The 19,330-nt window shown below is 40.8% G+C and carries 18 protein-coding genes; 8 read left to right on the forward strand and 10 right to left on the reverse strand.

Going from position 1 to position 19,330, the window contains the following annotated elements; all coding sequences use genetic code 11:
• Positions 1 to 9: 9 nt before the first annotated feature.
• The 3 genes from GDK41_RS17130 (at position 10) to GDK41_RS17140 (ending at position 3,605) form a co-directional block, all read left to right on the forward strand.
• On the forward strand, positions 10 to 1,353 hold the full coding sequence (locus tag GDK41_RS17130) for a cytochrome ubiquinol oxidase subunit I (protein WP_152087700.1): 1,344 nt from the start codon (positions 10 to 12) through the stop codon (positions 1,351 to 1,353).
• Entirely contained in the window at positions 1,346 to 2,344 is a 999-nt protein-coding gene (locus tag GDK41_RS17135) for a cytochrome d ubiquinol oxidase subunit II (protein ID WP_152087701.1), read from the forward strand. The genes GDK41_RS17130 and GDK41_RS17135 overlap by 8 nt, the downstream gene beginning before the upstream one ends.
• Positions 2,345 to 2,810: 466 nt before the next feature.
• On the forward strand, positions 2,811 to 3,605 hold the full coding sequence (locus tag GDK41_RS17140) for a BPL-N domain-containing protein (RefSeq protein WP_152087702.1): 795 nt from the start codon (positions 2,811 to 2,813) through the stop codon (positions 3,603 to 3,605).
• Between the two features lie 339 nt (positions 3,606 to 3,944).
• On the opposite strand, the gene GDK41_RS17145 is transcribed toward GDK41_RS17140, so the two are convergent.
• Positions 3,945 to 4,961 carry a lytic murein transglycosylase gene (locus tag GDK41_RS17145; protein ID WP_152087703.1) on the reverse strand — a complete coding sequence of 339 codons (1,017 nt, stop codon included), beginning with the start codon at positions 4,959 to 4,961 and terminating at the stop codon, positions 3,945 to 3,947.
• On the reverse strand, positions 4,954 to 5,235 hold the full coding sequence (locus GDK41_RS17150; RefSeq protein WP_152087704.1) for a YcgL domain-containing protein: 282 nt from the start codon (positions 5,233 to 5,235) through the stop codon (positions 4,954 to 4,956). Before GDK41_RS17150 ends, GDK41_RS17145 begins: the two co-directional genes overlap by 8 nt.
• A gap of 202 nt (positions 5,236 to 5,437) precedes the next feature.
• Here GDK41_RS17150 and minC point away from each other — a divergent pair, with 202 nt between their 5' ends.
• From minC to minE, 3 genes are read left to right on the forward strand one after another with little or no spacing between them, the layout of a single operon-like run.
• Positions 5,438 to 6,148, forward strand: a complete 711-nt coding sequence (minC, locus tag GDK41_RS17155) for a septum site-determining protein MinC (RefSeq protein ID WP_152087705.1) — start codon at positions 5,438 to 5,440, stop codon at positions 6,146 to 6,148.
• 5 nt (positions 6,149 to 6,153) lie between these two features.
• Positions 6,154 to 6,963: a septum site-determining protein MinD gene (gene minD, locus GDK41_RS17160; RefSeq protein WP_152087706.1), complete on the forward strand. Its 810-nt coding sequence runs from the start codon at positions 6,154 to 6,156 to the stop codon at positions 6,961 to 6,963.
• Between the two features lies 1 nt (position 6,964).
• Entirely contained in the window at positions 6,965 to 7,234 is a 270-nt protein-coding gene (gene minE, locus GDK41_RS17165; RefSeq protein WP_070982931.1) for a cell division topological specificity factor MinE, read from the forward strand.
• 105 nt (positions 7,235 to 7,339) lie between these two features.
• Here the strand turns inward: minE and rnd are convergent, their stop codons facing one another.
• The 3 genes from rnd to GDK41_RS17180 form a co-directional block, all read right to left on the reverse strand.
• A complete protein-coding gene (gene rnd, locus GDK41_RS17170; RefSeq protein WP_152087707.1) occupies positions 7,340 to 8,470 on the reverse strand; it encodes a ribonuclease D in 1,131 nt (376 codons plus the stop codon).
• Between the two features lie 55 nt (positions 8,471 to 8,525).
• Positions 8,526 to 10,178 carry a long-chain-fatty-acid--CoA ligase FadD gene (gene fadD / locus GDK41_RS17175; RefSeq protein ID WP_152087708.1) on the reverse strand — a complete coding sequence of 551 codons (1,653 nt, stop codon included), beginning with the start codon at positions 10,176 to 10,178 and terminating at the stop codon, positions 8,526 to 8,528.
• A 120-nt stretch (positions 10,179 to 10,298) separates the two neighbouring features.
• Positions 10,299 to 11,159: an alpha/beta fold hydrolase gene (locus GDK41_RS17180; RefSeq protein ID WP_172971666.1), complete on the reverse strand. Its 861-nt coding sequence runs from the start codon at positions 11,157 to 11,159 to the stop codon at positions 10,299 to 10,301.
• 263 nt (positions 11,160 to 11,422) lie between these two features.
• On the opposite strand from GDK41_RS17180, the gene GDK41_RS17185 reads away from it, so the two are divergent.
• Complete coding sequence (locus GDK41_RS17185; RefSeq protein ID WP_152088269.1) at positions 11,423 to 12,703, forward strand: alkaline phosphatase; 1,281 nt, start codon at positions 11,423 to 11,425, stop codon at positions 12,701 to 12,703.
• A 27-nt stretch (positions 12,704 to 12,730) separates the two neighbouring features.
• Here the strand turns inward: GDK41_RS17185 and GDK41_RS17190 are convergent, their stop codons facing one another.
• The 5 genes from GDK41_RS17190 to GDK41_RS17210 all read right to left on the reverse strand — a co-directional run bounded on the left by GDK41_RS17190 (position 12,731) and on the right by GDK41_RS17210 (position 18,100).
• The gene (locus GDK41_RS17190) at positions 12,731 to 14,758 is read right to left on the reverse strand and encodes an EAL domain-containing protein (RefSeq protein WP_232056599.1); all 2,028 of its coding nucleotides are present in this window, start codon (positions 14,756 to 14,758) and stop codon (positions 12,731 to 12,733) included.
• Between the two features lie 91 nt (positions 14,759 to 14,849).
• The gene (locus GDK41_RS17195; RefSeq protein WP_152087710.1) at positions 14,850 to 15,143 is read right to left on the reverse strand and encodes a hypothetical protein; all 294 of its coding nucleotides are present in this window, start codon (positions 15,141 to 15,143) and stop codon (positions 14,850 to 14,852) included.
• Positions 15,144 to 15,182: 39 nt separating this feature from the next.
• A complete protein-coding gene (tsaB, locus tag GDK41_RS17200; protein ID WP_152087711.1) occupies positions 15,183 to 15,869 on the reverse strand; it encodes a tRNA (adenosine(37)-N6)-threonylcarbamoyltransferase complex dimerization subunit type 1 TsaB in 687 nt (228 codons plus the stop codon).
• A gap of 1 nt (position 15,870) precedes the next feature.
• A complete protein-coding gene (locus GDK41_RS17205) occupies positions 15,871 to 17,697 on the reverse strand; it encodes an ATP-dependent DNA helicase (RefSeq protein WP_232056616.1) in 1,827 nt (608 codons plus the stop codon).
• Between the two features lie 166 nt (positions 17,698 to 17,863).
• Positions 17,864 to 18,100, reverse strand: a complete 237-nt coding sequence (locus tag GDK41_RS17210; RefSeq protein WP_152087713.1) for a hypothetical protein — start codon at positions 18,098 to 18,100, stop codon at positions 17,864 to 17,866.
• Positions 18,101 to 18,429: 329 nt separating this feature from the next.
• On the opposite strand from GDK41_RS17210, the gene hisG reads away from it, so the two are divergent.
• Entirely contained in the window at positions 18,430 to 19,329 is a 900-nt protein-coding gene (gene hisG / locus GDK41_RS17215; RefSeq protein WP_152087714.1) for an ATP phosphoribosyltransferase, read from the forward strand.
• Position 19,330: the final 1 nt, after the last annotated feature.

Consider the following 19,330-nt stretch of genomic DNA (forward strand, 5'->3'; position numbering starts at 1 on the left):
AGGTGCGTCATGCTTGATACCTTGTTGTTGTCGCGAATACAATTTGCCGCCAATATTAGCTTTCATATTCTGTTTCCCACAATCACCATAGCGTTAGCTTGGTTTTTAGTTTTCTTCAAAATCAAATACGATAAAACCCAACATCCTGTGTGGCTCAGAGCCTATCGTTTTTGGGTAAAAATATTTGCACTGACTTTTGCTCTGGGCGTGGTCAGCGGTATCACCATGTCGTTTCAATTTGGTACAAATTGGCCAGGCTTTATGGAAAAAGTGGGCAATATTGCAGGCCCCTTACTAGGCTACGAAGTACTCACAGCCTTTTTCATGGAAGCCACGTTTTTAGGTGTAATGCTATTTGGTATGAAACGAGTTTCGCCAAGGGTTCACACGCTTTCTACCATCATCGTCGCTATTGGCACAAGCTTATCAGCGTTTTGGATCTTATCACTAAACTCTTGGATGCAAACACCAACAGGGTTTGAAGTACGAGACGGTGTAGTCTTCCCCACCGACTGGTTTGCTGTTATTTTCAATCCGTCATTTCCTTATCGGCTTGCCCACATGATACTTGCCAGCGGTTTAACCGCTGCCTTTCTAATTGCAGGAGTTAGCAGCTATCGCTTATTAAAAGGTGATGACAAAAAAGCGCCTCAGTTAACTTTAAAAGTCTCGTTAACTGTTGCTGCATTGCTCGCACCACTGCAAATGTTTGTAGGCGACCTACATGGTTTAAACACCTTTGAACATCAGCCACAAAAAGTGGCTGCAATGGAAGGGGTATGGGAAACACAACGTGGCGCCCCATTGCTCCTTTTTGCTATTCCCAATGAACAAACGAGATCTAACGATTTTGAAATTGCCATACCCAATTTGGCAAGCATCATTTTAACCCACGAAAAAAATGGAGAGATCAAGGGACTAAATGAATTCCCCAATGCCACTCCACCCGTTAAGCCCGTATTTTTTGGCTTTCGAGTTATGGTTGGAATGGGCCTATTAATGATTGTTGTCGCTTTATATTTTCGTTTTACTCTTTGGCGAAATAATACCCTCGCGCCTTGGCAACTTAAAACACTCGTCGCGATGAGTTTTTCAGGATGGATAGCCACATTGGCAGGCTGGTATGTGACCGAAATTGGCCGCCAACCTTTTTTAGTCACGGGTGTGCTTCGTGTTGAAGAAGCCGTTACCCACGTTGCCAGCAACAACGTATTGATGTCGCTAATCGCTTACTTATCGATCTATGTGTTGCTACTTATCGCATATATTAGAACGCTTTTTTATACCGCCGATAAATCTGTAGAAGTAGAAGAGTTTCAACGCCCTTCTATAGAGGAAAATGCTTATGTTTGAAGCACATACACTATCTTTTATCTATGCTTCGCTTATGGCGTTGGCAATACTGCTCTACGCAATTTTAGATGGGTACGACTTAGGCGTTGGCATTTTACTGCCAACCAACAATGAGCCACATGCCGATACCATGATTGCTTCAATCGGTCCGTTTTGGGATGCTAACGAAACATGGCTAGTGTTAGCCGTTGGTTTGGCACTCATTGCTTTTCCGCTTGCCCATAGCATGATTTTACAAGCACTTTATATACCAGTAACCGTCATGTTAATTGGCTTGATCATTCGTGGCGTTGCTTTTGATTTTAGAGCCAAAGCTAAAATAAAACGCAAATCAATGTGGAATAAGCTATTTAAAATTGGCTCAATCATCAGCGCCTTTATGCAAGGCTATATGCTAGGGTTGTACGTTATGTCTTTTGAATCCAGTGCGTTGGCGGTAACATTTGCAATATTAAGCGGTGTAGGTGTAGTGGCTGCTTATGCACTTATCGGTGCAGCTTGGTTGATTTTAAAAACCCAAGGGCAATTACAACTGGATGCAATCAGTTGGTGCCATATGTCAACGCGCATGGCTTTTTTGGGCGTGGTTGCTGTATCAGCGGTGAACCCAGTTATTAACCATAGTGTTTATGAGAGGTGGTTTACCTCAGACATCTTTTTGTTGATTTTACCTATTCCGATTATTTGTCTGGCTCTATTTATTTTATTAGACCGCATTTTAGTGCAGTTAAAGTCACAACCCGACTTGGGGGCATGGTTACCTTTTTTGATTTCATGTGTCATTTTCATCTTATGCTTTTTTGGTATTCTTTACAGTTTTTACCCGTACGTTGTACCTGGCAAGCTCACCATTTTTGAGGCCCTAGCTGCGCCAGAGTCACTTAACTTTTTGCTATACGGTGTGATAGTAGTAGTGCCAACCATTCTTGCGTATACCGCATTTTCGTATCGCGTTTTTTGGGGAAAAGTGCAACCACTTTCATACTATTGACATTAAACATATGTAAAACAGCGTAAAAGTTCATTACACACTTGTAGGCATTTAAGCCACATCAAAAAGGTAGCATGTTGGATGCTGCCTTTTTTATTTGCCTTTGTGCAGTGCTTTATCCATTCAACGTGACCAACTGCCTTATCGACGCTTTTGTAATTTCTAATACACTTCATTACTTAAAAACCAACGCCGATTTTAGAAAAATTAGCGTCCATGCTAACCTTTCAATTACTCAGATAAAATCATCGACAAACATTGTTGCTATTTATTCATCTCCCTGTTTTTTATTTAATTTTTTGGGTTTCATAAGTTGTTGACAATGAATATTTTCATTGCTAATTTTTTGCCGAAATCACTCACTACTGTGCAATAACTTCAGGGGATGAATAGTCTCTAGTTAAAGTTAAATTAACTCAATATGGATGCTGATGCCCAGTAACCATCAAAGCAAGGAAGAGAATTTGTGAACCCCATTACTGTCGCGATTTTCGATGTAAATGAAAAAGCTATACTTGCCGGTCCTCAGAATAAATCCGCGCGGGTTCTCTATGCTATTTTTAAAGCTCAACCGGATATCAAAACGCTCATAGTAACCAGCAAAATAATCAGGCAGAACAAGCTTGAAGGTGTGGATGTTTTTGTTGTCCCTGGTGGCGGAAACGTGCTGGTTCAACAATGGATGCTTGGCATTCGTGGTCGTAAAATTATCCGAGATTTTGTTCGTAAAGGAGGTGGATACTTTGGTATTTGCTCTGGAGCATTTCTTGCTACAAATGCCCGCTTTGGTTGGCTGGCGTTAGTAGATGTAAAACTCCATGATATGAAGCACCAAAATCGCGGTGGCGGACTGATCAACGTAAAGTTAAACCCTGATACGGCAAACGCAATCCTTTCACCTAAATGGATAAACAATCCCTTGCGTCCCATGCTTTATTGGCAAGGCCCGCTGATGCGCTTGTCAACAGCAAGTGAACTCACTCAGGCTAAGCGCAAACAAGGTTTTGGCATCATCAACGAGATCGCTTCTTTTGGTTGTGTGATAGAGCCAGAGGATGCAAAAGACGAAAAAATTCGCTTTCCAGAATATTTCAGCGATGAACACATGACAGGCTACACTGCCTGTATTAGCACAACCTTTGGCAAAGGCCGCGTGTTTATATCCAGTCCACACTTAGAACACCCCGAGGATAACCAAAACATGATCCCTGAGATCATCCACTGGACTGCGCAAAAAGGCACGTCACTTGAGTGTAGTTAATTTAAGGGCAAGTCATGTTGCCGTTATCACTGGAAGGTTGATTAAAAAGCAGAACAAGATATTCTTTCACCTTCTTGCTTTAAGGGCATTCATTCTGATGCAGGTCAAGTATCAGGCTTACATCGTTAAGCTGAAGATAGTTACACAATTAAACTTCAACAGGTCATAGTAAACTGACCTAAAACACTGTTTACCATGACCTGCTATCAACTTAACACCAATTAATCTGAACTCGAGATAAGCAACATGCTACAGCACTGTATGATTTGGTCTGGTAATGGACTGATATAACAAACTTTTTCATATCCATTATCCCGAGTTCAAGTTAACTATACTGACCTAGATTTTAGGATAACCAATTCTATCCGATAGGTAGCCAACACTGGTGGCAAAATAATAAGAGCGGTTCCAATGCATCAACGCTTTATAGTTATCATATGCCAAATACATACGACCGTTAATATCATCTGGCATAACAAGCGCTGCGGTAATATTGACTCTAGGTAGATCGCTGCCATCTGCTCTGCGCAGCCCCAGTGCTTGCCACGCATCTAGCGAACGCTCAGAATCTTTCCAATATTCTAACCACTGCTTACGGGTTTTAGTACCGCGTTTGAGCACATATTTGTGGTCAAAACCATCGGGTAATTTAACTTGCCGTCCCCAAGTTAAATTATCATCCCAACCTGCCTGTTTAAGATAATTTGCAATTGATGCAAAAGCATCCACTTGCGTAGTCCAAATATCTTTACGACCATCTTTGTCATAATCTACGGCATAGGAGTTAAACGATGTCGGCATAAATTGCGTTTGCCCCATAGCACCGGCCCAAGATCCTTTAAAATCTTCAAGAGAAATATGCCCGTCTTTTAAGATATCTAAAGCAGCCCACAATTGTCGCTTATACATTGCTTCACGACGGCCATCAAACGCCAAAGTTACAAGAGCGCTAATTACTGGGTAGCCACCTTGTATACGGCCAAAGTTACTTTCTAATCCCCACAACGCCACAATAAAGCGAGCTTGCACGCCATATTCTTCCGCTATTTTCTCTAAAATTGTTTTATGTTCTTTGTAGAGCTTACGCGCTTGGTTAATTTTCCATTGAGGTACGCGTTTGGGTAAGTAGGTCTCTAATGTCTCAACTACTTCTGGCTGATTTTTGTCATTCGTAATAACTTTTTTCTTAAACTTGGTAGTCGAAAATGCTTTTTCAATTAAAGCTTGATCATACCCTTTTGCCTGTGCTTCAACTTTCAAATCAGCCACATACTTGTCAAACTTTTCTTGTGTGTTCGCCCAAATAGAGGTGGAAAAACACAATGCACTTACGAGCAAGGTCAACTTTTTAATCACTGGACACTCCATTTTGTTTTTTAAATTGATCTAGAAGATTTTCTTCTGGAGGAGGAAGCTGTAAATAAAACCCATCGCTGCTTAATTTTTCCTTAACTTGTGCAATATCAGCCGTTCCTAGCCTTTTTCGTTTTGATAAGTCAAACATCATAACGTACTGTGGACGGCCGAACATTGCCATTAAAGGCTCGGGTATTTTTGAGAAATCATCTCTTTTTTCAATATAAAGGTAGGTATCCGCTTTTTTTAAGCTTTTATATACAGCAGTGAGCATTATAACCCTATAAATTCTTGCTTATGTCTAATCGGCACTATACCATGACACTCATTGTATTTGGAAAGTTTTGCGACTTACAAACGTTTAAAATACGGGGCCAAAACAACAATTACGCCCATGCTTGCCTGAGTCTTCATTTTAATAAAAATACAGCTTTGGGTTTGCTTAAGTATTAAGTCTGCATTTTATTAGAGCGCTTATGTCAGAACAAACATTTGAGTTAAAAGGAAACCTTTTTACCTTGTCTGTGTTGCACTTGTTCTCAGTTGACATCAACCAACTTAGAAAAGAGCTAGACGAGAAGATTTCTCAAGCACCCAAGTTTTTTATCGGTGCCCCTATCGTTATCAACTTAGCAAAACTTCAAGACACCGAAGTGGATTTTGCAAACCTAAAACAAACTCTTCTTGATTTGCAATTAAACCCAGTGGGTATCTGTAATGGCTCTGAACTACAAAACGAAGCCGCAAAAGCAGTTAAATTATCGGTCTTGAACTACAGCAAAGACACTACAAAACCTGTTCAACCTAAAAAGAATGATGCAGAAGTTGTTGAGGTGGAGAAAGAAGTATATTTGCCGCCACAGATTGTTCAGGGCACAGTCAGATCGGGTCAACAAATCTATGCTAAAAATCGAGACCTAGTGGTATTAGGCGCGGTTAGCCACGGTGCAGAAGTCATAGCCGATGGTAATGTTCATATATATGGTACGTTAAGAGGCCGCGCGATCGCCGGGGCCCAAGGATACGAAGACGCGGCAATTTATTGTCAACGTCTTGAAGCCGAATTGGTTTCTGTTAACGGTAGCTACTGGATCAGTGACTCTTTACAAGGGGAACTGTGGGGTAAAGCTGCACAAGTAAAACAAAAAAATGATTCTTTAGAAATAACAGCTTTGGTCAAAGGATAAATCACATGGCAAAAATTATTGTCGTAACTTCAGGTAAAGGCGGTGTAGGCAAAACTACGTCTAGCGCAGCTATTGGTACAGGCCTTGCACTTAAAGGCTATAAAACAGCCATCATCGATTTTGATATTGGCCTTCGTAATTTAGATTTAATCATGGGCTGTGAGCGTCGTGTGGTCTATGATTTTGTCAACGTAATAAATGGTGAGGCAAATCTTAACCAAGCGCTTATCAAAGACAAGCGTGTGGACAAGCTATTTATTTTACCGGCCTCACAAACACGTGATAAAGACGCACTCACGCGAGAAGGTGTAGAGCGCGTTCTTAACGAAATGAGAGATAGCTTTGACTTTATTATTTGCGACTCACCTGCAGGTATTGAAGCCGGTGCGATGATGGCTCTGTACTTTGCAGATGAAGCAATCGTCACAACTAACCCTGAAGTATCTTCTGTTCGAGATTCTGATAGGATCTTAGGCATATTACAAAGTAAATCACAACGCGCCGAAAAAGGTCTAGAACCAGTCAAAGAACACCTATTACTAACCCGATATAACCCAAGTCGTGTTGAAGCGGGCGAAATGCTATCAGTTGAAGATGTTCAGGATATTTTGGCCATCGACTTACTTGGTGTTATCCCAGAGTCTACTGCTGTACTGAATGCATCAAATTCAGGTCAACCTGTTGTGCTTGATAGTGAGTCAGATGCAGGCCAAGCATACAACGATGCTATTAACCGCCTGTTAGGTGAAGTTGTTGATTTCCGTTTTCTTAATGTAGAGAAAAAGGGCATTCTAAAACGGATTTTTGGAGGTTAACGTGTCATTACTAGACTATTTCCGCTCAGAGAAAAAAAGTAGCGCCTCGCTTGCCAAAGAGCGCTTGCAGATCATTGTTGCGCATGAACGTTCAAAACGTGGTACGCCCGATTATTTGCCGCAACTAAAACAGGATATTTTGGATGTGATCCGTAAATATGTGAAAGTTGACTCGGATGCCGTAAACGTACAGTTTGAGCAAAATGAAGATGATTTAGCGGTATTGGAGTTAAATGTCACCTTACCTGACGACGACAAAGAGTCTAAATAACTAGATGACATACAGTAAATCTACCTGCTAACAACGCTAACTTAGTGCCAGCAGGTAGATACTTTATACTTAAAGCAAAAAATCACACTCACTACAAATAATCAGCTACACATCCCACTCTGCAAGCACTTCTTTGACCAATTCGTAACGCCAAGGCTGCAGTAAATCTGGTTTCAGTAAACTTGCACGTTCATCTGCGGTTTTTTTCCAGCTCCAACTGATCAGCTGGTTAATTTGTTTTTTAGATGCGAGCACATCAGCTGGAATATCATTGTCTTGTGCAATTTGCTTAATTTGTAAAGTCAGTTGTTTTGCCGCTTTTTTATAGTCGGGGTAATCAATTAATCTCAGCAGTTTCTTAGGGCATTGTCCTTCAACAATGGCTTTACCCTTTTCTATACAGGCCAAAATCTCTTTACCTGAACGGTTAACTTCCATCGCTTCGATGCCTGGTACATTTCGCAAACCGTTTAATGAGGTAGGTCTACGTTTGGCAACCTCGACCATGTTATGTTCTTTTAAAATAAAGCTGAGCGCTAAGTTCTTTCGATGTGCTTTAGCGCGTCGCCATGCAGCCAGCTCTTTTAATACTGCTAGGTCTCTTGGTTTTAGCTGCCACGCGTTTTTCACATCTAAATAAACTTGTTCGTCTGGCACAATAAAAGCGCGTTTAGACGCGATGAGCTCACTTTCACTGATAACGATATCTACTAACTCGCGTTCGTTAATTAATTTAAAAATGTGCTCAAAACACGGCATTAAATAAAAAACATCAGAAGCCGCGTAATCTAACTGACTTTGCGTAAGTGGTCGTTGTAACCAATTAGTTCTAGATTCACTTTTGTCTATTTCAACACCTAATATGGTTTTAACCATATTTGCGAAACCAACACAGTTACCTTCGCCTAGCACTTGTAATGCAAACTGAGTATCGAACATTGGGCTGGGCACAAAGCCCGCAAACTTTTGGAAGACTTCAATATCTTCTGATGGAGAGTGCAATACCTTAAGAATCTGGGGGTTTTTAAAAACATCCCATAGTGGCTCAAAGTCCAATTCCAAAAGCGGATCTATCAAAGCAAGTTGCTCTGCTGCAAATACTTGGATCAAGGCAACTTCAGGGTATAGAGTACGACGACGCATGAACTCGGTGTCTAGTGCTACCACCTGGACATCTGATATTTTTACAACAAACTCGTTTAGCTCTTTTTGGGATTGAATAACTTGGTACTGCACTGCGTCTCCTAGACATATTTTTGCAAAAAAAAAGCCGGCTAATGCCGGCGTTTTTCTATTCTTTTAAGGCCCTACGTAAGATTTTTCCTACGTTCGTTTTGGGCAGTTCATCTTTGAACTCCACCAACTTAGGTACCTTATAATTAGTCAAATTATCGCGACAATGCTTGATTATATCCTTTTCTGTTAAAGAAGGGTCTTTTTTAACAACAAATACTTTTACTTGTTCGCCACTTACGTCGTGAGGTACACCAACGGCAGCAACTTCAAGCACGCCCTCGTGCATTGCAACCACCTCCTCTACTTCGTTAGGAAAAACATTAAAGCCAGATACAATAATCATGTCTTTTTTACGATCAACGATATAAAAGAACCCTTCATCATCGTAGGTTGCAATATCGCCTGTAGCAAACCAACCGTCTTTTAAGCATTCAGCCGTCGCATCTGGACGATTGTAGTAGCCAGCCATTACTTGCGGACCTTTAACACATAACTCGCCTGCTTCCCCTTTGCCTGCCTCTTCGCCGTTTTCTAAAATAATTTTTAGTTCTGTGCTTGGTGCAGGTAAACCAATTGACCCATTGTAGCCATCTAGATCGTAGGGGCAAATAGTAACAAGCGGCGCGCATTCTGTTAGTCCATAACCTTCCATGAGCTTACTTTTAGTCACTTTTTGCCAACGCTCAGCAACCGGACGTTGCACAGCCATACCACCGCCTAACGACATTTTTAGATTTGAGAAATCTAGTTCATCGAAGCCAGGGGTATTTAGTAAGCCGTTAAACAACGTATTGACACCTGTAATAGCTGTAAATGGGTATTTAGCCAGCTCTTTAACAAATGCGGGCATATCCCTTGGGTTGGTGATCAAAATATTTTGCCCGCCATACTTCATAAAAGTTAAGCAGTTAGCGGTTAGTGCGAAGATGTGATAGAGCGGTAACGCCGTTACAACCACCTCTTTGCCACTGTCTAACACTTTATCCAAACAGCCAGACACTTGCTCTAAATTACCAACCATATTGCCATGAGTCAGCATAGCACCTTTTGATACACCCGTTGTGCCACCGGTGTATTGCAAGAACGCTAAATCACTTAGATTTATATCGGGTACTTTATAACCATTTGGATTGGCACCTACCACCTCTTTAAAAGATATTGGATTGGGTAGTGAAAATGACGGCACCATTTTTTTGATGTGTTTAACAACAAAATTAACGAGGTGCTTTTTAACACCACCCATCATATCACCAAGCTCGGTTAGTACGATGTGTTTAACCTGAGTTTTCGGTAACGCTTTTTGTAGTGTTTGTGCAAAATTAGCAAGGATGAAAATTGCTTTGGTTTCAGAGTCATTAAGCTGATGCTCAAGTTCTCTTACCGTATAAAGCGGGTTTACATTAACCACTGTACAACCCGCTCTTAAAACCCCTAATATTGCTAATGGCGTTTGCAATAAATTAGGCATCATCACCGCTACTTTGTCACCCTTACCAAGCTTCAACGTATTTTGCAGATAGCTTGCGATGGCTTTTGTTTTTTCATCAACTTGTTTATAAGTTAACGTCTTTCCCATATTGGTATAAGCAGGAAGCGACGCATATTCAGTAAAACTTTTGTCAAACAATTCAAGCAACGAGTTGTAATGTTCTGGATCAATCGTTTCAGGCATCCCCTCTGGGTAGCGCTTTAGCCAGATTTTTTCCACTCTTAGCTCCTGTGTTTTAGTTATTTTTTTGATACTTAACCTTAATCGATATAAGGCGCTTTAACAATTGAGCAAATACTCTAATCCGAGGATATTCCCATATTTAATGAAAATATACAATTAGGTTAAGGTATTTCTATTCATATGCTGTTCAACTAACATAATACACTGCTGTGGGCTATCCATATGGCAATGATGTCCCCCTGGTATTTCTTTTACTTCTAATACATTGAAATTACTTTTAAATATACTGCAATTTTGCTTCACGAAATCATACCCCGCATCGCCGATTATCAATAAACTGGGCACGGTTATATCTTTTAAAGCCGCCAAGGCTTGGGCTTTGGCAAATCGAAACCCTGACTGAGTTTTAAGCCGCGGATCGGTGGTTAAGTAATAACCGCCTTCTACTTTTTGAGTATTTCTACTCATTAAAAGCGCGGCATCTTTTTTAGTTATATCTCCAGCAAGACTTCGTGCGGTGATCAGAGCATCAAAACTCGAGTAAAGCCGCTTTTTAAACTTGCCCGTGACATTTCTTTGCTCAAAAGAATCTAACATTTGCTGCTTTATGCCATCAGGTTCCGTACAAACTAAGCCTATCCCTTCTATCATCACTAAGCTTTTGATGCGCTCTGGATATAATGCACTGAACAAGCCACAAACCATTGCACCTAGTGAATGTCCAATTAGATGACATTGAGTCACCTGCAACACATCAATTACTTTGAGCAAGTCGTACACATAGTCCACAAAATAATAATGCGCATCGCTAGAACGCCATTGCGACTGACCATGACCTTTAAGGTCAATCGCAATATAGGTGTATTTTGCATCAATTTTACAGAGCATAGGTTGAAAACTATTACTGTTATCAAGCCAGCCATGAACGCAAATCACAACCTCTGGTCCTTCACCAAATATTTGAGCTGCTATTCCTAGTTGTTTTAGTCTATCTATCGCGTTTTTTACTCTAGTCACATAAATCTCGTTGGTTGTTACGTGCAATTACTTTATCATCTTAGGCTACAACTTAAGCGTATATAATCGCAACCAAAAACCTTGTTGTATCAACACAGGCCTAATATTAGAACAATAAAAGTAGTCTAAAATTCAGCTGCACCTTTAGTACGATCAACAATAAGTAATATGATCAAAAACACATGGGAACTATAAGGACACCAATAATGAAAAAGCCTCGAAGCTTATTTAGCAACAAGCATACTTGTTTTTCTAAAGCCCTAATGGCAAGCACATTCGCACTTGGGCTAACAAGCAGCTATGCATTAGCGCAATCATCGCCAAAAAATGTAATTTATATGATTGGTGACGGAATGGGCCCAGCGTATACAACTGCCTATCGTTATTACACAGATAATAAAGATACAAAAGTTGTCGAACCAACCGTATTTGATTCTATATTAGTGGGCATGGCACATACTTACCCTGATGATGACACAGTGGTTACTGATAGTGCAGCAGGTGCAACTGCACTCAGCACCGGTAGCAAAAGCTATAATGGTGCAATCGCGGTAGATACCCACAAAAAGTCACTAACAACCATGCTTGAAATTGCGAAACTCAAAGGGATGACAACTGCGCTTGTTGCTACTTCTCAAATTAATCACGCAACGCCTGCAAGCTTCGCAGCTCATAATGAATCGCGCCGTAATTACGATGAAATTGCTGATGACTATATCGACAACAAAATCGCTGGTAAGTTACCTGTCGATCTATTACTTGGCGGAGGGACTAAATATTTTTCTCGGGAATATAGGAACTTAGTAGAAGAGTTTAAAGCAATGGGTTATCGCTACAGCGACAGCTTAAATACCATAGACTCGCTAACCTCGTTACCTGCTCTGGGTCTATTTGCACCAGTCGGACTTGCGTTCGCAATTGATGAAAACCCTGATCGCCTAGAAAAAATGACTAAAAAAGCATTGTCTCTGTTAGAGAAGAAAAACGAAAAAGGCTTTTTTGTAATGATCGAAGGCAGTCAGATTGATTGGTGTGGCCATGCCAACGACATTGCGTGTGCAATGGCAGAAATGCACGACTTTGCTAACTCGATCAAGGCAGCTAAACAGTACGTTGATAACAACCCTGACACACTTTTAGTCGTCACTGCTGACCATTCCACTGGCGGTTTAACGTTAGGTGCTAATGGTCAATACCGCTGGGAAAGCAGCATCATTAAAGGTATAAAGTCATCCGTGCAAGTAATGACCAAAAAAATGCTAGAGTCAGATAACTTAAAAGAGATATGGACCACATCAACAGCGTTACCGTTTGATAAGCCAACCAAGCTATTGCTCGAACAAGCCAAAGGACAAGGAGATAAAGCACTTGCGCAAGCAATTACCAAAATAATCAGTGACGCAAGTTTTACTGGCTGGACAACGGGAGGTCATACAGCCATTGATGTACAAGTCTTTGCGCACGGAAAAGGGGCTGAACAATTTATTGGCTCACAAGACAATACTGCAATTGCAGATAAGTTAATTTCGTTCATACAAAACTAGTACGCTTTTAAATGTTGAGAGGCCAGACTAAACAACTACTTTTTGGGTATTTCCCAGTAGTTTTATGGCCTCCTCAACTGGCATTGCTTGGTAATATAAAAAGCCTTGAACTAAATCGATGTTGGCCTGTTTCACTATCAGCTCTTGTTCTGTAGTTTCTACACCTTCAGCGACCGTCTTAAAACCAAGTTGCTTGCACAATTGCGCAAGATGAAGATACAGCGTTTTAGACTTTGTATTGCTAGGGTCTGGCAACAGACTTCGATCAAGTTTAATGGTATCGATGTTCAGCTTTGATAATACTGACAAACATGAATACCCTGTACCAAAATCATCCATTGCGCAGTTTATATGGTTGCTTTTAAGTAACTCGACTATCCCTATTGTTGATTTAAAATCTTCAATATATACCGACTCTAATAGCTCTACCTCAACTTGATTCTGGTATTTAGAAAACGCTTTTATGACTCGCTTATAGCCACCATTGAGCAGGTTATCTGGAGACATATTAAAACTAATTTTTGGCACCGCTCCCGCTTTTTTGAATGATTCTAAATCTACCTCAAGCTGGTCAATAACAAAATTATCTATTACTTCTAGCAAGTTATGTCTAGCTAAGGTGTTGAGAAACCAGGGTCCTTCTACATGCCCATTAGGTAACCTTAACCTGATCAACGCTTCAAAACCGTCAATTTCACCGCTTTGTAGATTAATTTTTGGCTGGTAGTGCAGCACCAACGCGCCACGATTAAGTGCATCCGTAACTTGCTTCAAACAATCATGCTCTAACTGGAATTCGCCATGATGGACCGCAAAAATGCTCTCCGCTTTACTTTCGATTTCTCTCCCCGCGGAGTATCTTTTTACTAACATTTCTAGCGCCTTACCGGGCATACTATTCTTTTGGCAAGCCTTTAAAAATGGATAGTAGATAGCAGCATTGAGTAAAACTAATATACCTTGTATAAGCACAGCAATATAACTTTCAGTCAGCATCCAAGCATTAATAAAAATCGGAGTGAACCAAGGTACATTCACCTCATTTGACATACTAAAAACATCGAAATAGATACACAGGTACGATACGATGGCATTGAGCGCTGGTGCTAATAAAAATGGGATTAAAATAAAAGGGTTAAAAACAATAGGTAATGCATAGATCATTACTTCGCTAATATTAAAAACCGCCAATGGCAATGAGAGCTTGGCAATATGCTGCTCATGATGCGCCTCTTTTATGAAAAAGCTTGCGATGATAATTCCCCATACGCAACCTGTGCCACCTAATAAAACAAATGAAGTGAAAAACTGGTAGATAACAATATCTGGCTCTAGGACATAATGTGACAACTCAAGCGGCGCCAGAATATGAAATGTATTGTCTCCGTGTACACCAAAAAACCACAACAAGTGAGTTGATATGAGCTGAAAGTACAGCTTACCTAAGCCTGTTAGTTCAAAATGAACATGCAACAAATTATCGTATAACCATATCCCAACATGATTAATATACGGAAAAACAAATAACGTTACACTGGTCACAACTAAGTAGGGAAAAATAAGGTTAATATGCTTTCTGAGGAACAGGCTGATCGAACTGACGTTAACTATCTTTAAAAAATCTAACTTACTTAATTGATGTAACAAGTAACAGCAAAAAATGGGCATTAGTATCGCGTAAAAAACCCCTTGAGTATGGTTTATCGCAATCGTGTTATTTTCTATGGATATGTACCCTGTCACAGTGGCAAAGCAGATAACCACTATGATCGGTGAGGCAATCGAGTGAATATTTAGGTTTTTTGACAAATGGTATGAAAATGAGATCAAGCTAAATAACGGGAACAGGCCCCAAACCAATGCATTGAAGTCATTAAAATACTTATGATTACTGCTACTACCAATATCGAGCCACTGATTTAGCAATGTTATAAGTGACGCCACAATAAAAAACGGTATTAACGCAATGTAACCTTCACGAAGAGAAAAAATCACCGTATTGGATGATACTTTCAGCGCTACCTGATTAAACCTGTTTATGATTAAATTTGACAAGCTGATACTCACTTTTCCTTAGTAACATCACTAAGTTTAGAAAAGGATACAACTATAGAGAAGTGAGTAGGATTGAATAATTTTCAATTCATCAAGCAAACACATTCACACCGATAAGGCTTTGTACCTCATCTCTGCGCTGTTGGTTATTAATCGCCATGTAGGAACTGATCGCCTTGCTATTGTTAAAACTTGGCTGGTCATAAATAGTTGACTTAAATTCGCTTTGTAGCTTTTTGGCGAGTTCAATGCCTTTATCAGAGCTTTTTACAAAGCTTGTTTGTTCGGTGGGTTTTGGCGCAGACTGTTGCTCAGCATCTAGCTTTTTAATTGCTGGTTTAAGCTGATAAGTATGTTGGCTTTGTACAATTAGCTGTGTTTTCATTGTCTGCACCGATGTAGCTACTCTTATAAAAATATAAGATTATTCTCGACCTGGCAACTTTTTCCAAGTTACCGTATCCCTAACATAGTGCGGTTGAGCACTCGCTGCATCAACAGATAACCCTTTGCTAAATGCTAGGTCACCAAGCTCAAGCATGTAAAACGCATCAGGTAATGTAATGGCTTCTTGTACATCAAGGTTGTTACTTTTGACCAACTCAGGGTAAGCTTGCCATGCGCTCCCTACCGCAGCAATTTGGGGCTCAAAGCACTTTACATCCTCAGGCGCACAAACAATCTCATCTTCAACAACGGCCACAGTGCCATCGCTTGAAACCTGATAGTGTGCTAGATAAATTTCACCCATGCGTGCATCAATTCCGCTTAGCACTTGTGAGACATTACATTGACGTACCGCTTGTAATGCCATCGCTTCTAAAGTTGAAACTCCAACCAACTTCAAATTTGATGAGAACGCGAGCCCCTGAGCTATCGCCACACTAATGCGCACTCCGGTAAAACTACCAGGACCTCTACCAAACACAATGCCATCTAGGTCGCTAAGCTGACAATTTGCTTTGGATAATAATCGCTCTATCTCAGGGAGGATTTTTTGACTATGTTGTTGCGGACAGACTTCAAAGTGACGATAAGTTTGGTCATTGTAGTGAAGTGCTAAACTGAGCGCCTCTGTTGAAGCGTCAATTGCTAACAAGTTGTGTTTCATATTATTTTATATTCTCAAGAAATTTAGTTGCGGTTTCCAAACAGCGAGTCCGCTTCATCGCAGGTAAGCTTTTCAAAAATGTTTGCCCGTATTTTCGCGTAACTAAGCGATTATCGCAAATAACCAGTACACCTTTGTCTGAATTATCTCGAATAAGACGCCCTACCCCTTGCTTTAAGCTAATCACCGCTTGCGGTAATTGAATTGTAGAAAATGGCTCTTTACCCTGCATTTCAGCGTCGTTCATTCTTGCTTGCAAAAGCGGGTCATCTGGCGAAGTAAAAGGCAGTTTATCTATCATAACACAACTAAGCGTATCACCTCGTACGTCAACCCCCTCCCAAAAGGATGCTGTTCCTAGTAACACTGCATTACCATGGCGCACAAACTGCTCCAAAATAATGCGTTTTGATGACTGCCCTTGCATAAATACCGGATATTCAAGCGCTGTACTTAAGCCTTCAAATACCAGATGCATAACGCGATAGCTAGTGAACAATAAAAACGTGCGACCTTTTGCGGCACTAATAAGTTGTTTGGCAATTTTGACCAAAGTATGTGGCATTAAATCGTCACGACTTTCTGGTAAATAACGAGGTAAACATAACAATGCTTGTTGCTGGTAATCAAACGGACTTACCACAATGCTTTGATGTGAGGGCGTAAGCCCAAGGCTGGCGTTAAAATGCGCCAACGAATCATCAACAGATAAAGTAGCTGAGGTAAAAACGAAACTCGATTTGGTTTTTTCAACTATTTCTTGAAACTTACCCGATACATCCAAGGGCGTAATGTGAATAGAAATATAGCGTCGTGTGGTTTCAAACCAATAACTGAAACCTGTCTGCGAAACATCGAATGCACGCTCCAGCTGCCCTTTAAATTTGAGTACTCTTTCAAATGGGTGTTCTATTTTGTCGCTGCGATCTAAACAAGTTTTAAGCACTTGGTATAAAAAATCCAGATCACTGATCACCCTGTGCAACGCATCACAGACTTGTTTGCTTGCTAAAGCGGCACGCCAGTCACCACGCCCCCCCTCTACTCCAAAGGAAATTCTTAGATCTGCAACACTGGTTTCAAGCTTATTTAACGTTTTACCGAGTTGCAACATATCCGGGATATCTGAGCGATATATGAGTCGAATGTCGTTGATCAGGTCGCCAAGTTGCTTAGTACTAAATGATTCACCAAAGTAATCACTGGCAATTTGAGGTAACTGATGAGCTTCGTCAAATACATAGTTATCAGCCGTTGGCATTAGCTCTGCAAAGCCAGAGTCTTTGACTGCCATATCAGCAAAAAACAAGTGATGATTTATCACTACTAAGTCAGCTTCCATCGCTTTTAATCGGGCTTTTCGGATGTAGCAACTTTGAAAGTCTGGGCAGTCTTTACCTAAGCAGTTGTCTGCAGTTGAGTTTACATAGGGTAAAACTTTAGCGTCTTCTTCAATACCTATACAGTCAGCCAAATCGCCACTGTCTGTTTCGGTGGCAAACTTAGCAACCATTGCAAGTTGGTGCATTATATCTGGGTCATCGCTAGGTACATGCGCAACATGCTGTGACAACCGATAGGTACACAGGTAGTTAGCCCTTCCTTTAAGTAAAGCTGTGGTTTTACCGACTTTCAGTGCTTTTTGTAATGTGGGTAAATCGCGGTGATAAAGCTGCTCTTGTAATGCTTTTGAGCCTGTGGAAATAATCGACTTTTGCTTGCTTAATAACAAAGGAGCTAAATAAGCAAACGTCTTACCTGTGCCCGTTCCAGCCTCAACAACACACTGGCCATTATCGGCAATGGTTTTCTCTATTGCTAGAGCCATTTCGATTTGTGGCTGCCTTGGTGTATAACCATTAAAGTGTTGAGCAAGTGGCCCTTGCTGTGAAAAAACGTGTTGAATCGACAAGATACAGCTTAGTTAGAAAGTTTGGGCTGATTGTAATGAGTAAAGTACACTAGGGCAAGAAAACAGCGTTGTTAAAAGTGCATCATGCCCAAGTATCTAAATGTGTTTCGTCGTCTTCTTCTTGATCTTTACTCTTTGCGTTTTTTTGTTGCTCAGCCATTTCTTGCTCTTTTAGCTTTTTGCGCTGTTGCTCTAGTACCTCACGGCGCAACTTCACTTTCGAAACTAATCCATCTTTTACACCAGCAATGTAAAACATTGGCTTGTGCTCTACTTCTAACCTCACAATATTAGTTAGGAATGGTTTTAGTGCATCCATAATCAATGCCCTCGCCTTGTAAAATCTACCTATATTATCGGCAGTTATAAGATATTCTTTAGAAATCACGAAAAAGTGCTTGCACACTTTTACCTTTCTGTGTTTTTCTAGATATACAAACACAGCATAACGAATATTTAACGAGTTAACCATGTTCAATACACTGACAGCAGTACATCATCACCATCATTCAACGGGATAACCTGTCAGGTATTTCGCTGGTGGGTTATTCCCTTAAAGGAACCTCCGGCGAGCAGCACAAAATTTAGTTTATTTTCGCCCCGAGGTTCCGCCTCGGGGTTTTTTGTTTTTAAAACTAAGGAAAATAGATTATGAACAGCAATAGATTAAGAATCGCAATACAAAAATCAGGGCGCTTATCAAAAGATTGCCAAAACTTGCTCAAACAGCTGGGGGTAAAACTCAACCTTCGTGAGCAGCGCCTTATTGCCCACTCAACCAATATGCCTATCGACGTTTTAAGAGTTCGAGATGACGATATTCCAGGTCTGGTTATGGATGGCGTTTGCGATTTAGGTATTGTTGGTGAAAACGTATTGGTCGAAGCACAAGCAGAGCGCGCCGGTGGTACACAAAACGCAGAAGTTATTAAGCTTTCGAAGTTAGATTTCGGTTACTGTCGCCTAGCATTGGCATGGCCTCAAGAGCTTGGTCCGCAAGATAAGTCTTGGTTTGAAGGCAAGCGCATCGCTACTACCTACCCAGAAATCTTAAAGCAATATCTACAAAGAGAAAACATCAATGCCAGCGCGGTAATGCTCACAGGTTCGGTTGAAGTAGCACCGCGCGCGGGCCTTGCAGATGCTATTTGTGATTTGGTATCAACGGGGGCGACATTAGAGGCAAACGGCTTAATGCAAGGCGACACCATTTTGGAATCAAACGCCTGCTTGATTCAAAATCCCAACCTAGCCGACAGTGACAAGCTAGCGCTTATTAACAAACTTATGCCGCGTTTAAAAGGTGTAAGACAAGCCAAAGAAAGTAAATACATCATGCTGCATGCGCCAAAAGATAAACTCGATGAAATTTGCGAATTGCTGCCAGGCACGGGTCAGCCAACTTTGTTAGCGCTTGCAGGCAGTGACGAATATGTTGCTTTGCACATGGTCAGCACCGAAACCTTGTTTTGGGAAACAATGGAAGAGTTAAAAGCTTTGGGTGCAAACTCAATTCTTGTGATGCCAATTGAAAAGATGATGGAGTAAT

Origin of the sequence: Pseudoalteromonas sp. A25, assembly GCF_009176705.1 — a bacterium.
GTDB lineage: Bacteria > Pseudomonadota > Gammaproteobacteria > Enterobacterales > Alteromonadaceae > Pseudoalteromonas.